This window comes from Variovorax sp. KBS0712 (assembly GCF_006323185.2).
Lineage (GTDB): Bacteria > Pseudomonadota > Gammaproteobacteria > Burkholderiales > Burkholderiaceae_C > Variovorax > Variovorax boronicumulans.
This window is the reverse complement of the sequence record NZ_VCCD02000001.1, coordinates 1,370,823-1,383,127: the sequence shown is the minus strand read 5'-3', so window position 1 is coordinate 1,383,127 and position 12,305 is coordinate 1,370,823. Positions and strand designations below refer to the sequence as shown.

At 68.9% G+C, this 12,305-nt stretch carries 12 protein-coding genes; 8 read left to right on the top strand and 4 right to left on the bottom strand.

What is annotated here, in order from left to right; all coding sequences use genetic code 11:
• Positions 1-2 precede the first annotated feature (2 nt).
• Both FFI97_RS06310 and FFI97_RS06305 read right to left on the bottom strand, forming a co-directional pair.
• Entirely contained in the window at positions 3-647 is a 645-nt protein-coding gene (locus tag FFI97_RS06310; RefSeq protein WP_070060740.1) for a hypothetical protein, read from the bottom strand.
• A 3-nt stretch (positions 648-650) separates the two neighbouring features.
• Positions 651-962, bottom strand: coding sequence for a phosphopantetheine-binding protein (locus FFI97_RS06305; RefSeq protein WP_062482694.1), 312 nt, complete (start codon positions 960-962; stop codon positions 651-653).
• Positions 963-1,064: 102 nt separating this feature from the next.
• Between FFI97_RS06305 and FFI97_RS06300 the strand changes: the two genes are divergently transcribed.
• Positions 1,065-2,576 carry a helicase HerA-like C-terminal domain-containing protein gene (locus FFI97_RS06300; protein ID WP_139701612.1) on the top strand — a complete coding sequence of 504 codons (1,512 nt, stop codon included), beginning with the start codon at positions 1,065-1,067 and terminating at the stop codon, positions 2,574-2,576.
• 10 nt (positions 2,577-2,586) lie between these two features.
• Here the strand turns inward: FFI97_RS06300 and FFI97_RS06295 are convergent, their stop codons facing one another.
• Together FFI97_RS06295 and FFI97_RS06290 are read right to left on the bottom strand one after the other, a co-directional pair.
• Complete coding sequence (locus FFI97_RS06295) at positions 2,587-3,228, bottom strand: NrsF family protein (protein ID WP_139701613.1); 642 nt, start codon at positions 3,226-3,228, stop codon at positions 2,587-2,589.
• The gene (locus FFI97_RS06290) at positions 3,225-3,809 is read right to left on the bottom strand and encodes a sigma-70 family RNA polymerase sigma factor (RefSeq protein ID WP_062477750.1); all 585 of its coding nucleotides are present in this window, start codon (positions 3,807-3,809) and stop codon (positions 3,225-3,227) included. Before FFI97_RS06290 ends, FFI97_RS06295 begins: the two co-directional genes overlap by 4 nt.
• Before the next feature lie 86 nt (positions 3,810-3,895).
• On the opposite strand from FFI97_RS06290, the gene FFI97_RS06285 reads away from it, so the two are divergent.
• From FFI97_RS06285 to FFI97_RS06255, 7 genes are all read left to right on the top strand, one after another.
• Positions 3,896-4,315, top strand: a complete 420-nt coding sequence (locus FFI97_RS06285; RefSeq protein WP_139701614.1) for a hypothetical protein — start codon at positions 3,896-3,898, stop codon at positions 4,313-4,315.
• A 14-nt stretch (positions 4,316-4,329) separates the two neighbouring features.
• Entirely contained in the window at positions 4,330-4,797 is a 468-nt protein-coding gene (locus FFI97_RS06280) for a DUF6152 family protein (protein WP_070060744.1), read from the top strand.
• Positions 4,798-4,879: 82 nt separating this feature from the next.
• Entirely contained in the window at positions 4,880-6,205 is a 1,326-nt protein-coding gene (locus FFI97_RS06275) for a GTP cyclohydrolase II (RefSeq protein WP_139701615.1), read from the top strand.
• The gene (locus FFI97_RS06270) at positions 6,202-7,599 is read left to right on the top strand and encodes a URC4/urg3 family protein (protein WP_144004380.1); all 1,398 of its coding nucleotides are present in this window, start codon (positions 6,202-6,204) and stop codon (positions 7,597-7,599) included. Before FFI97_RS06275 ends, FFI97_RS06270 begins: the two co-directional genes overlap by 4 nt.
• Positions 7,600-7,649: 50 nt before the next feature.
• A complete protein-coding gene (gene upp / locus FFI97_RS06265) occupies positions 7,650-8,279 on the top strand; it encodes a uracil phosphoribosyltransferase (protein ID WP_062477764.1) in 630 nt (209 codons plus the stop codon).
• A gap of 183 nt (positions 8,280-8,462) precedes the next feature.
• Positions 8,463-9,464, top strand: coding sequence for a BMP family protein (locus FFI97_RS06260; RefSeq protein ID WP_139701617.1), 1,002 nt, complete (start codon positions 8,463-8,465; stop codon positions 9,462-9,464).
• 33 nt (positions 9,465-9,497) lie between these two features.
• Positions 9,498-12,305 (top strand): polysaccharide deacetylase family protein, encoded by a 2,808-nt coding sequence (locus tag FFI97_RS06255; RefSeq protein WP_139701618.1) that lies wholly within the window; start codon positions 9,498-9,500, stop codon positions 12,303-12,305.

Here is a 12,305-nt window from a genome sequence, read left to right as displayed (position 1 = left end):
TTTCATTGGCCGCCAGCGCCGTTGTCCACCGTCGAGGTGCCGTAGAACGCGCGCACCGCATCGACCAGGCGCGTGCGTTCGAATTCGGGATGCAGGCGGTAGCGCACGAGGTGCTCGCCCACGAAAAGCAGCGCCACGCTCAGCGGCGACAGCACGTTGGCCAGCAGCGACCAGGCCGAGAACGGCATCGTCAGGTAGACCACGATCGACGAGACGACCACCACGGCGAAATACACCGTCCACACCTGCGTCAGGTGCGTCGTGTACGACAGCATGTGCCCCTTCAGCGGGTGAACGCGCTGCGCGAACTGGGTGATCAGCGGCAGGCCCTTGCCGCGCAGCGTCGAGCCGAACCAGCCGCACAAGGCGCCGTTGATGCCGATGTGCTGGAGCACGTACAGGCGGTTCGTGTCGCCCGCCTCACCGAGGAAGACGAGCGAGAAGCCGCCGATGCCCAGCGCCGCCGCAATGGCCAGGCCCCAGCGGCCGAACCAGCTGGCGGCGCAGCCCATGGCCGCGATCCACAACGGCCCGAGCAACACCACCACAGCCCAGGGCTCGGTGGCGTGGAACAGCGTCATCCAGTGGGAGAGGCCGGCATACGTGACCCCTACCAGCAGCAGGAGGACGAGTCGCCATCGGGACATGGATCAGGTGGCGCTGCGGTGCTCGGCGACGTGGGTCGCGAGCGTACGCAGCGACTGGAAAATCTGCTGGTTGCGCTCGTCGTCCGAGCGCAGCTGGAAACCGTAGCGGCGCGAGACTTCGAGCGCGACTTCGAGGATGTCGATGGAGTCGAGGCCCAGACCTTCGCCGTACAGCGGGTCGGTGGGAACGATCTCTTCAGGTGCGACCTCGAGATTGAGCGCGTTCACGAGCAACACGGCCAGCTCTTTTTCGATCGGCGACTGTTCGGATGCATCGCCAGTGGCGGGAATGGGGGGCTGAGCAGTCGATGACAAAAAAACCTCCTGAACTTTTTTCCTGAACGACCGTGCGGGGTCGTGAATTATAGGAGTGGCGGTTGATTAGACTGCGCGCTTCGATACGACCCGGAGCGCCCCATGGCCGACCCCCTTCTGATCGCACGCCACGACACCATCGAGTGCACCCTCCTGCCCGGCCTGGCCAACCGCCATGGCCTGATCACCGGCGCCACCGGCACCGGCAAGACCGTCTCGCTCCAGACCATCGCCGAACAACTGTCGAACATCGGCGTGCCGGTGTTCATGGCCGACGTCAAGGGCGACCTGACCGGCATCAGCCAGAAAGGCAGCGTCGGCGAAAAAATGGCCGCCACGCTCAAGGAACGCGGTATCGACGTGCCCGAGCCCGCCGCCTGCCCCGTCACGCTGTGGGACGTGTTCGGCGAACAGGGCCACCCGGTGCGCGCCACCGTGTCCGACATGGGCCCGCTGCTGCTGGGCCGCATGCTCGACGTGAACGAAACCCAGGCCGGCGTGCTGAACCTGGTGTTCAAGATCGCCGACGACAGCGGCATGCTGCTGCTCGACCTGAAGGACCTGCGCGCCATGCTGCAGTACGTGGGCGAGAACGCGAGCCAGTTCACCACCGAGTACGGCAACATCAGCGCCGCCAGCGTGGGCGCGATCCAGCGCGGCCTGCTGCAGATCGAGACCCAGGGCGGCGACAAGTTCTTCGGCGAGCCGATGCTCAACATCACCGACTTCATGCAGACGGTGGGCGGCAAGGGGGTGGTGAACATCCTGGCGGCCGACAAGCTCATGAACTCGCCGCGCCTGTACGCCACCTTCCTGCTGTGGATGCTGTCGGAGCTGTTTGAGCAGCTGCCCGAAATCGGCGACCCCGAGAAGCCGAAGCTGGCCTTCTTCTTCGACGAGGCCCACCTGCTGTTCAACGAGGCGCCCAAGGCGTTGGTCGAGCGCATCGAACTCGTGGTGCGGCTGGTGCGCTCCAAGGGCGTGGGCGTGTATTTCGTCACGCAAAACCCGCTGGACATTCCCGATTCGGTGCTGGCCCAGCTCGGCAACCGGGTGCAGCACGCGCTGCGGGCCTTCACGCCGCGCGACCAGAAGGCCGTGAAGGCCGCCGCCAGCACCATGCGCCAGAAGCCCGGCCTGGACATCGAGACCGCCATCACCGAACTCGCCGTGGGCGAGGCGCTGGTGAGCTTCCTGGACGCCAAGGGCCGCCCGAGCATCACCGAGCGCGTGTACGTGCTGCCGCCGGGCAGCCAGCTCGGCCCGATCACACCCGAGCAGCGCAAGGCGCTGATCGCGGGCTCGCTGGTGGCGGGCGTGTACGAGAAGACGGTCGACCGCGAATCGGCCTACGAAAAGCTCAAGGGCCGCGCCGAGAGCGCCCCCGATGCACCGGCCGCCGGCGCCAAGGGCGGGGCCGCCGCGGAAGAATCGTCCGGCATGGGCGGCATGCTCAACGACATGCTCTTCGGCAGCACCGGCCCGCGCGGCGGCAAGCGCGACGGCCTCGTGCAGACCATGGCCAAGTCGGCGGTGCGCACCATGGGCACGTCGGTGGGCAAGGAGATCCTGCGCGGCGTGCTGGGCGGGATCTTCGGCAGCAAGAAGCGCTGAAGCAGCGCCGTTACCAGCGCAGCAGGCGCGGTCCCAGCACCGCGCCCAGCAGCACCGGCACAGCAATCCCGCTCACGTACCAGACCGCGAGGAACGGCGCGGTCAGCTCCATGCAGTGCAGCGCGTAGACCGACGCGCCCACGCCGCCGGCCAGTGCGCCGGCCGCGGCCCCGGCCAGCGCGGGCCGCGTCGGCGCCAGCCCGCGCAGCGCCACGAAGGTGGCCGCGAACACCGGCAGCGCCATGAAGCCGATGCTCAGGGCGCAGATGCGCCACGACTGGCCCATCAGCAAGGGCATTCGCTCCGCGATCGGCACCGAGAACCAGACGAACGCCGCCAGCCCCCAGATCCCCAGCACCGGCAGCACCCCGCCCCACCACGCGTGGCGCACCCGCACGCCGGGCCGGGCCAGCCGCTGCACCGTCACGAAGGCCGCCGCCGCGATGCACAGCGGAAACAGCACCTTGACCCAGAACATCGGCCAGAACATCGCCTGCACCAGGTCGGGTCGCAGCCCGTACTCGCCGAACAGGATCACGAAGGACACCGGCAGCGCGGCCAGCACCGCCAGCCCGATGCGCCCGCTGGCGCTGCGCCGCGGCACCGCCACCTCGCCGGCGGCCAGCAGGTTCACGAGGTCGTCGGTCTTCATGGCGCGGCGCCTCCCCCGAACTTCGCGGCCAGGGCCTTCAGGCCCCGGTGGATGCCGACCTTCACCGCCGACTCCGACATGCCCGTGAGGCTGGCCGTCTCGGCCACCGAGAGGCCTTCGATCTTCACGTGCACGATGGGCAGGCGCTGGCGTTCGGGCAGGGTCTGCAGCAGCCCGCCGAGGTCGCGCTTCGCGTCGCTGGCCTCGGTGGCCGACGCGGCGAACACGGCCAGGTCGTCGTCCAGCGGGTCATGCAGGTCCTCGCGGACCGACTTGGCGCGCAGCAGGTCGATCATCTTGTAGCGCGCAATGGCATGCACCCAGGCCGTCAGCGGCTGGTCGCTCTGGTAGGTGTGGCGCTGGTTGTGCATGGCGAGCAGGCATTCCTGGACGAGGTCTTCCACTTCATCGGGCCAGCCGAACAGGCGCTTGCCCAGAAAAGCGCGCAGGTGCGCGCTCAGTTTCTGCAGGAACTCGCGGTACGCGCCGGCGTCGCCATCGAGGCCGCGAAGGAACAGGCGGCGCAAGGCCGCTTCCGCGTCGCTCGGTGTCGTCCTGCTACCTACGGTGTTTCGTGCCATCGGGCCGGCCGGTTACAGCCTGGTGAAAAAAGATTGCAAGGGATTGTGCCGCGCCCCCGGGGCGAGGCTTGCGCTAAGCTGCCCCGATGCTGGCCGGACTCGTCTCGCACCCCTGGGCCTACCCGGCGCTGGAGGCGGCGCACATCGTGGGCATCGCGCTGCTGTTCGGCGGCCTGCTGGTGTTCGAGCTGCGCGCCCTCGGCCTGGCCCGCGAGCTGCCGGCGCCGCTGCTGGCGCGCCTCACGCTGCGCCCCGCCCTGCTGGGCTTCGGCCTGTGCGCGCTGACCGGCCTGACCATGTTCGCGAGCCAGCCGGGCGAGTTGCTGAACAACACGGCCTTTCGCGTGAAGCTGCTGCTGATCCTGCTGGCCGGCCTCAACGCCGCCTGGTTCCACCTGCGCGGCGACATCGCCGGGCAGAGCGGATTCGCCAGGTTTCAATGCCTCCTGTCTTTGGGGTTTTGGCTCGCTGTCATCATCTGCGGGCGCTGGATTGCCTATGTCTGACCAAGGAGAACGCGATGCTGCATCGACGCATGTTCGTGACCGGTTCGATCGCACTGGCCCTGCCCGCCTGGGCCCACCACGGCTGGAGCAGTTTTGACCAGGAGCGCCCGCTGTACCTGGAGGGCCGCGCCACCAAGGTGAGCTGGCGCAATCCGCACGGCGAGCTGGAGATCGAGCTGCCCGAGAACCTCGCGCTGCCGCCGGACCTGAAGCAGCGGCCCCTGCCGAAGCAAAGCGCCACGGTCGACGGCGCGGCGCTGCTGGCCAAGGCGCAGTTGCCGACGCGGCGCGACCGCAAGTGGCAAATCGAGCTGGCCCCGCTCACGCGGCTGCAGGCCTGGGGCGTCGAGGAGATCAAGCCCGGCACGCCGGTGGCCGTGCTGGGCTTCACCTTCACCGGTGAGAAAGGCGACGCGGTGCTGCGCGCCGAGTACCTGTTCGTGCATGGCAAGACCTACGGCCTGCGCTCCTCGCCTGCATGAATGCCAGTGCGGCCGGACCGCGCGGGCCCTCGCTTGCCAGCCGCACAAGTGCTCGGTACATTGCATTTTTTGAGGGCCTCAAATGTCTGCAGACAGCACCGCGCTCCCTTCCGCCTTGCCGACCGCGACCGGTGCCAGCCCGGCGCAGAGCCCTCCGCTCCACCCCTCGTCCTCGACCGGCCACATCCGCCTGACCTCGCATGCCGGCGGCTTCGGCGCCCTGCCGATCCATTGGGGCGCGGCCACCGCCACCGAGCGCGGCCCCGTGGTCGGCACGACCACCAAGCGCGCGCACCGCAACGTGATCGGCACGCACAGCGGCTCGTACAGCGTGTACCGCGCGCTCGCCGTGGCGGCCGGCGCCCTGAAGCGCGAACACAAGGCCGACCTCACCAACACCGCGCCCACCGACGTCATCGGCCCGTATCCGCAGTGGAGCGAGCCCGGGCGCATCGTCTCGCTCGACCCCTGGGGTGCACTCGTGGCCGACGTGTTCTCCACCGAGCTCGCGGCCGGCTACGACATCCGCCCGACCATCGCGATCACCAAGGCGCATGTGATCCTGCCCGAGGTGATCGAGGCGCTGCAAAGCGGGCGCCTGAAGGCCGACGGCCATTTCCTCACCACGGGCGGCGCGGCGATGGTGACCAAGGCGGCCATCGAGCCCGTGTGGTACCTGCCCGAGGTGGCGCGCCGCTTCGGCTGCTCCGAGACCGACCTGCGCCGCACGCTCTTCGAAGAGACCGGCGGCATGTACCCCGAGCTGGTCACGCGCTCCGATCTCGAGGTGTTCCTGCCGCCCATCGGCGGGCAGACGCTCTACATCTTCGGCAGCCCGCGCGACCTGGCCAACCCGGACGTGGAACTCACCGCGCGCATCCACGACGAGTGCAACGGCTCCGACGTGTTCGGCTCCGACATCTGCACCTGCCGCCCCTACCTCACGCACGCCATCGAGGAATGCATCCAGGGCGCGCAGCGCGGCGGCGTGGGGCTCATCGCCTACTCGCGCAAGGAAGGCCGCGCGCTCGGCGAGGTGACCAAGTTCCTCGTCTACAACGCCCGCAAGCGCCAGGTGGGCGGCGACACGGCCGACCAGTATTTCGCGCGCACCGAGTGCGTGGCCGGCGTGCAGGACATGCGCTTCCAGGAGCTGATGCCCGACGTCTTCCACTGGCTGGGCATCAAGAAGATCCACCGCCTCGTGTCGATGAGCAACATGAAGTTCGACGCCATCACCGGCTCGGGCATCGAAATCGGCGAGCGCGTGAACATTCCCGACGAACTGATCCCGGCCGACGCCCGCGTCGAGATGGACGCCAAGATGGCGGCCGGCTACTTCACCCCCGGCCCGGTGCCGGACGCAGAGGAACTGAAAAAGGCCAAGGGCCGGGGATTGAGCGAATGAACCGAAGCACCGACATCGACCTGCCCGCCGACGGTTCCGGCAGCCTGCGCCCCGGCGGCGCGGGCAATGTCGACCCGTCGATCGAATTCACGCCCGACACCGGCCACCCGGCCGGCGCCGCCAGCCTGCTGCGCACCACCACCGCCATCCGCCAGCGCGCCGGCGCCCTGCTGGCGCGCGCGCGCCGCGGCGAATCGCAGTGGTTCCGCATCGGCAGCGACGACGCGCTCGAAGACGCGGCGCGCACCGTGGCCGAGGTCACGCGCGAGCGCTACCCCTGGGACACCATCCCGTACCACAGCCGCTGGCGCCACTTCGAGGCCGGCGGCGTCGACCGCCGCCTGCAGCTCGACGCGCTGCTCGGCAAGGGCCTCGACGCCCGCCAGCGCGCCCGCGCCCACATCGACCTCACGCTGGTGAGCGTGCTGCTCGACGCCGGCGCCGGCCCGACCTGGCACTACACCGAACCGGCCACCGGCCTGCGCTTCACGCGCTCCGAAGGCCTGGGCGTGGCGTGCTTCCATGCGTTCACCAGCGGGCTCTTCTCGTCCGACCCGAACCACCCGCTGCAGGCCGACGCGGCCGGCCTGCGCGGCCTCGTGACCGAGCGCCTGGGCGACGCTTTCCAGGTGAGCGAGGTCAATCCGCTGGTCGGCCTGGCCGGACGCGCGGTGCTGCTGCGCCGCCTCGGCGAAGCCATGAGCGAGCAGCCCGAGACCTTCGGCGACGACGGCCGGCCCGCCGGCCTTTTCGACGCGCTCGTGGCCCCGCTGGGCGCGGCCTCGCCGCCCACGGCCGAGATCACGGCGCACCAGATCCTGTCGCTGCTGCTCGACACGCTGTCGCACATCTGGCCCTCGGCCAACGCCATCGACAGCCTGGCGGCCGACGGCAGCGACAACGTCGGCGGCTCCGGCGATCCGGCCTTCGCACTGGGCGACTGCTGGCGCCACAGCGCCGTCGCCGGCCCCGGGCTCACCAACGGCTGGATGCCGTTCCACAAGCTGTCGCAGTGGCTCACGTACTCGCTGCTCGAACCCTTCGAATGGGCCGGCGTGAAGGTGCGCCACCTCGACGCGCTCACCGCCCTGCCCGAGTACCGTAACGGCGGCCTGCTGATCGACAGCGGCGTGATCGTGCCGCGCGAGGCGGCCTTTCTCACCCGCCGATGGAAGGCCAGCGACGAGTTCATCGTCGAATGGCGCGCCCTCACCGTGGCGCTGCTCGACGAAATCGCCCCGCGCGTGCGCAAGGTGCTCGACCGCACCGAGGAAGAGCTGCCCCTGGCCTGCGTGCTCGAAGGCGGCACCTGGGCCGCCGGCCGGGTGCTGGCACAGCGCTTGCGAAACGGTGCGCCCCCGCTGCAGATCGAGAGCGACGGCACCGTCTTCTAGTCTTTTAGACTCTCCTGTTTTCCGCAACGGCACACCAAAAGAAGACTCCAATGAGCAACGTCCACCTCGTCGACCACCCCCTCGTCCAGCACAAGCTCACACTGATGCGCCGCAAGGACGCCTCCACCAACAGCTTTCGCCGGCTCTTGAACGAAATCAGCATGTTGATGGCCTACGAGGTCACGCGCGACATGCCGATGCAGGACATCGAGGTCGAGACCCCGCTGGAGACCATGCAGGCCAAGGTCATCGACGGCAAGAAGGTGGTGCTGGTGTCGATCCTGCGCGCCGGCACCGGCATCCTGGACGGCATGCTCACGGTGGTCCCGGGCGCGCGCGTCGGCCACATCGGCCTGTACCGCGACCCCAAGACGCTCACGGCCGTCGAGTACTACTTCAAGATGCCCGGCGAGATGGAGAACCGCGACGTGATCGTGGTCGACCCCATGCTCGCCACCGGCAACTCGGCCGTGGCCGCGGTCGAGCGGTTGAAGGAACTCAACCCCAAGTCGATCAAGTTCGTCTGCCTGCTGACCTGCCCCGAGGGCGTGAAGACGATGCAGACCGCGCACCCCGACGTGCCGATCTATACCGCCGCCATCGACCGCGAGCTGGACAGCCACGGCTACATCCTGCCGGGCCTGGGCGACGCCGGCGACCGCATCTTCGGCACTAAGTAGGCTCGCCCCCAGGCTTCGCGCACTTCGTGTCGCTTCGCCAACCCCCTACCGGGGGCAACACCTGAGGCCCGGCAAAGCCGGTTCCTCGGTGTTTGCTGGAAGGGAGCCCGCCGCGAGGGCGGGCTCTGTTGGTGGGCATGGGGATTGCAGGGTGGTTCTTTTATTTCAATCGAGGAGAAGACCGTGACAGCACGCCGTCAATTGATCGTTCGTTCCATCGCCGTTGCCGCAGCGCTTGCGGCAGGCGCCCCGGGCCTTGCGCTCGCGCAGGCCAAGCTCAAGGTGGCTGCCGTGTACACGGTGCCGTTCGAGCAGCAATGGGTGGGCCGCATTCACAAGGCGCTGAAGGCGGCCGAGGCGCGTGGGAAGATCGAATACAAGGCGACCGAGAACGTGAGCAATGCCGACTACGAGCGCGTGATGCGCGAGTACGCCACGGGCGGCAACCAGCTGATCCTGGGTGAGGTGTTCGGGGTGGAAGCGGCGGCGCGCAAGGTCGCGAAGGACTTTCCCAAGGTGGCGTTCCTCATGGGTTCGTCGCTGAAGCCGCAGGCGCCCAATTTCTCGGTGTTCGACAACTACATCCAGGAACCGGCGTACCTCAGCGGCATGGTCGCGGGCGGCATGACCAAGAGCAACCGCATCGGCATGGTCGGCGGCTTCCCGATTCCCGAGGTGAACCGGCTCATGAACGCGTTCATGGCGGGCGCGAAGGAAACGAACCCGAAGGTGGAGTTCAGCGTGAGCTTCATCAACAGCTGGTTCGACCCGCCGAAGGCCAAGGAAGCGGCTTTCGCGATGATCGACAAGGGCGCAGACATCATGTACGCCGAGCGCTTCGGCGTGTCGGACGCGGCCAAGGAAAAGGGCAAGCTCGCCATCGGCAACGTGATCGACACGCAGGCCCAGTACCCCGACACGGTGGTGGCCTCGGCGCTGTGGAACTTCGAGCCCTCGGCCGACCGCGCCATCAAGCTGGTGAAGGAAGGCAAGTTCGCCGCCGAAGACTACGGCGTGTACTCGCACATGAAGCACAAGGGCTCCGAGCTCGCGCCGCTGGGCACCTTCGAGAAGAAGGTGCCGGCCGACGTCGTGGCCAAGGTGAAGGCGAAGCAGGCCGACATCCTGGCCGGCAAGTTCACCGTGAAGGTGGACGACGCCCAGCCGAAGTCCACCGCCAAGTAACAAGCAGACAGACAAGCGAGCAGACCCGAACCCATGAAGCGTGCGCGATGGCAGACCGCAATCCATGGCGTGGCCATCGCGGCATTGGCCGCCGGGCTCGCCGCCTGTCAACCTGAGCCGGCGGCCCCAGCGGTCGAGGTGCCCGCATCGGCCGCCTCGGCACCCGCTGCCGTTACGCCGCCTGTGGTCGCGGCACCGGTCGGCATTCCGGCCGCGCTGCAGGCGCGCGCCGACGCCCTGCTCGCCGCGCACCGCCAGATGATCGTGCTGATGACCGGCGAGCGTGCGCTCGAGGCGGCCGAGAAGCGCGCCGTCAGCGCCGTCGGGCAGCAGCTGTTCCACGAGATGCAGGAGCGTCAGCAGGCGCTGATCACCCAGGCCGCGGACATGACAGACCCTGCCGCCGTGGCGGGCCTGAACGCGCTGCTCGACCGCATCGAAAGCGAGCCCAGCTGGTTCGATGCCGACCGGCTGGCGTTCAAGGAGTTCCTGTCGGAGCTGAGCACGCGTTACAGCCAGGCGCAGTCGCTGTCCGGGCTCAAGCTCGGCCGCCGCGCCAGCGAAGACCTGGCCGTGCTCGCCGAGATCGAGCAGGCCTATGACCGCGAGTTGAAAGACGTGTTCGGCCGCTTCGCGCAGCGCGGCATCGAGCCCAAGCGCGAAAAGTGGGCCGACTACGTCGCGAAGCTGCAGGGCCTGTACTCGCGCGAGCAGATCCTGAAAGACTTCGGCGCCATCGTCCCCTACACGCAGCCCCCGGGCGGCGCCAAGGAAAAGGACAGCGCGGACGCACGCGAGATCTTCGGCACCTCGCTGCCCGCCAAGACCGTCGTGCTGACCTTCGACGACGGCCCGCACGCCAAGCACACCGACGAGATCCTGGAGATATTGAAGCGCTACGACGCGCCCGCCATCTTCTTCCAGCTCGGGCGCAACCTGGGCAAGCTCGACGCGCAGGGCAAGGCCCAGCTCAGCGCCACCGGCGCGGCGGCCAAGCGCGTGCTGGCCGCCGGCCACGTGCTGGCCAACCACAGCTTCAGCCACGGCATGATGGCCAAGATGACGGACGACGCGGTGCGCGTGGAAGCCAGCGAGACCGAAGCGCTGCTCGACGCCACCGGCCGGCCGCAGTCCACCCTCTTTCGCTTTCCCTACGGCGCACGCAACGAGGCCAAGCTGAGCACGGTCGAGGCGCTCAAGCTGCGCTCCATGATGTGGACCGTCGACTCGATGGACTGGGCCGACCCGGTGCCCAAGTCGATCGCCGACCGCGTGCTGGCCGAGGTCGACAAGGCCAAGCGCGGCGTCATCCTGTTCCACGACATCCAGGGCCGCACCGTGCAGGCCCTGCCCACGGTGCTCGACCAGCTGGTGGCCGACGGCTACCGCTTCGCCACCTGGCGCGACGGCAAGTTCGTCGTCAGCGCATCGAAAAAGGCGGCACCCGACGACGGCGTGGCCGCCACCTCGGGCGACACGCTCTACCGCGAGAGCCACGCGCTGGTGATCGGCATCGACAAGTACGCCAAATGGCCCGGCCTGCACCACGCGGTGCCCGACGCCAAGGCGATGGAGCAGCTGCTCGTGACGCGCTTCGGCTTCAAGCCCGAGAACATCACGGCGCTGTACGACGACCAGGCCACGCGCGCCAACATCCTGCGCGCGCTGAACGAAAAGCTGACCGACGGCAAGCGCGTGAAGCGCGACGACCGCGTGCTGGTGTTCTTTGCCGGCCACGGCAGCACCCGCAAGCTCGCGAGCGGGCGCGATGTGGGCTACATCGTGCCGGTCGACGCCACGCTGGACAACCTGCCGTCCGACGCCATCTCGATGCCGCAGCTGCAGGAGGTGGCCGAGGCGCTGTCGGCCAAGCACGTGCTGTTTCTCGTGGACGCCTGCTACTCGGGCCTGGGCCTCACGCGCGGCGGCGCGGCGCAGGGCAACAGGAACTTCCTGACCGACAACGCGCGCCGCATCGGCCGCCAGATGCTCACCGCCGGCGGCGCCGACCAGCAGGTGGCCGACGACGGCCCCGGCGGCCACTCGGTCTTCACCTGGACGATGCTGCAGGCGCTGTCGGGCAAGGCCGACCTGAACGGCGACAACGTCATCACCGGCACCGAACTCGCGGCCTACGTGGCGCCGGCGGTCTCGGCCATCGCGCGCCAGACGCCGGCCTTCGGCAGCCTGCCGGGCTCGGAGGGCGGCGAGTTCGTGTTCGCGCTGCCCGTCGAGCGCGAGGGCCTCAGCGGCGACAGCCTGCAGCTCGACGCCGCCGCCAGCCAGGTCAACAAGCGCATCGACCAGGCCAACGAGCAGGCCGTGCATGCGGCCGCAACCCCCAAGGCGGCCAAGGCCGGCCCGGCCGCCGTCGAAGTGGTGGTGAAGAACCTCGAAGGCGCCGACACCAAGCTGACCATGCCGGCCGCCGCGCCGCTCACGCCGCGCGTGGCCGCCCAGCGCGCCAACGACCGCGGCCTGCAGCTGTACCGCGAGCGCCGCTACGACGAGGCCGAAGCCGCGTTCACCGAGGCGCTGAAGCTGCAGCCGCGCTTTGCGCTGGCGGCCAACAACCTGGGCTTCGTGTACTTCAAGCGCGGCAAGCCGGTCGAGGCCGCGCGCTGGTTCGAGCAGGCCATCGACATGGACGGCAGCCGCGCCCTTGCCTACCTGAACCTGGGCGATGCCTACCTGCAGGCCGGCAACGACGCCAAGGCGCTCGCCGCCTACACCACCTTCGTCGGCCTGGCACCGAAGCACGCGCGCGTCGCCGCGCTGCAGGCCTGGATCGCCACGCCCGACGCCGCACACCGCCCCTCACTCCCGCCCACCAACTCCTGA

Excerpts from the sequence above, each read along its gene's own strand:
- FFI97_RS06310 (WP_070060740.1), bottom strand. The coding sequence starts at position 647 with ATGTCCCGATGGCGACTCGTCCTCCTGCTGCTGGTAGGGGTCACGTAT.
- FFI97_RS06300 (WP_139701612.1), top strand. The coding sequence starts at position 1,065 with ATGGCCGACCCCCTTCTGATCGCACGCCACGACACCATCGAGTGCACC.
- FFI97_RS06295 (WP_139701613.1), bottom strand. The coding sequence starts at position 3,228 with ATGAAGACCGACGACCTCGTGAACCTGCTGGCCGCCGGCGAGGTGGCG.
- FFI97_RS06290 (WP_062477750.1), bottom strand. The coding sequence starts at position 3,809 with ATGGCACGAAACACCGTAGGTAGCAGGACGACACCGAGCGACGCGGAA.
- FFI97_RS06285 (WP_139701614.1), top strand. The coding sequence starts at position 3,896 with ATGCTGGCCGGACTCGTCTCGCACCCCTGGGCCTACCCGGCGCTGGAG.
- FFI97_RS06280 (WP_070060744.1), top strand. The coding sequence starts at position 4,330 with ATGCTGCATCGACGCATGTTCGTGACCGGTTCGATCGCACTGGCCCTG.
- FFI97_RS06275 (WP_139701615.1), top strand. The coding sequence starts at position 4,880 with ATGTCTGCAGACAGCACCGCGCTCCCTTCCGCCTTGCCGACCGCGACC.
- FFI97_RS06270 (WP_144004380.1), top strand. The coding sequence starts at position 6,202 with ATGAACCGAAGCACCGACATCGACCTGCCCGCCGACGGTTCCGGCAGC.
- upp (WP_062477764.1), top strand. The coding sequence starts at position 7,650 with ATGAGCAACGTCCACCTCGTCGACCACCCCCTCGTCCAGCACAAGCTC.
- FFI97_RS06255 (WP_139701618.1), top strand. The coding sequence starts at position 9,498 with ATGAAGCGTGCGCGATGGCAGACCGCAATCCATGGCGTGGCCATCGCG.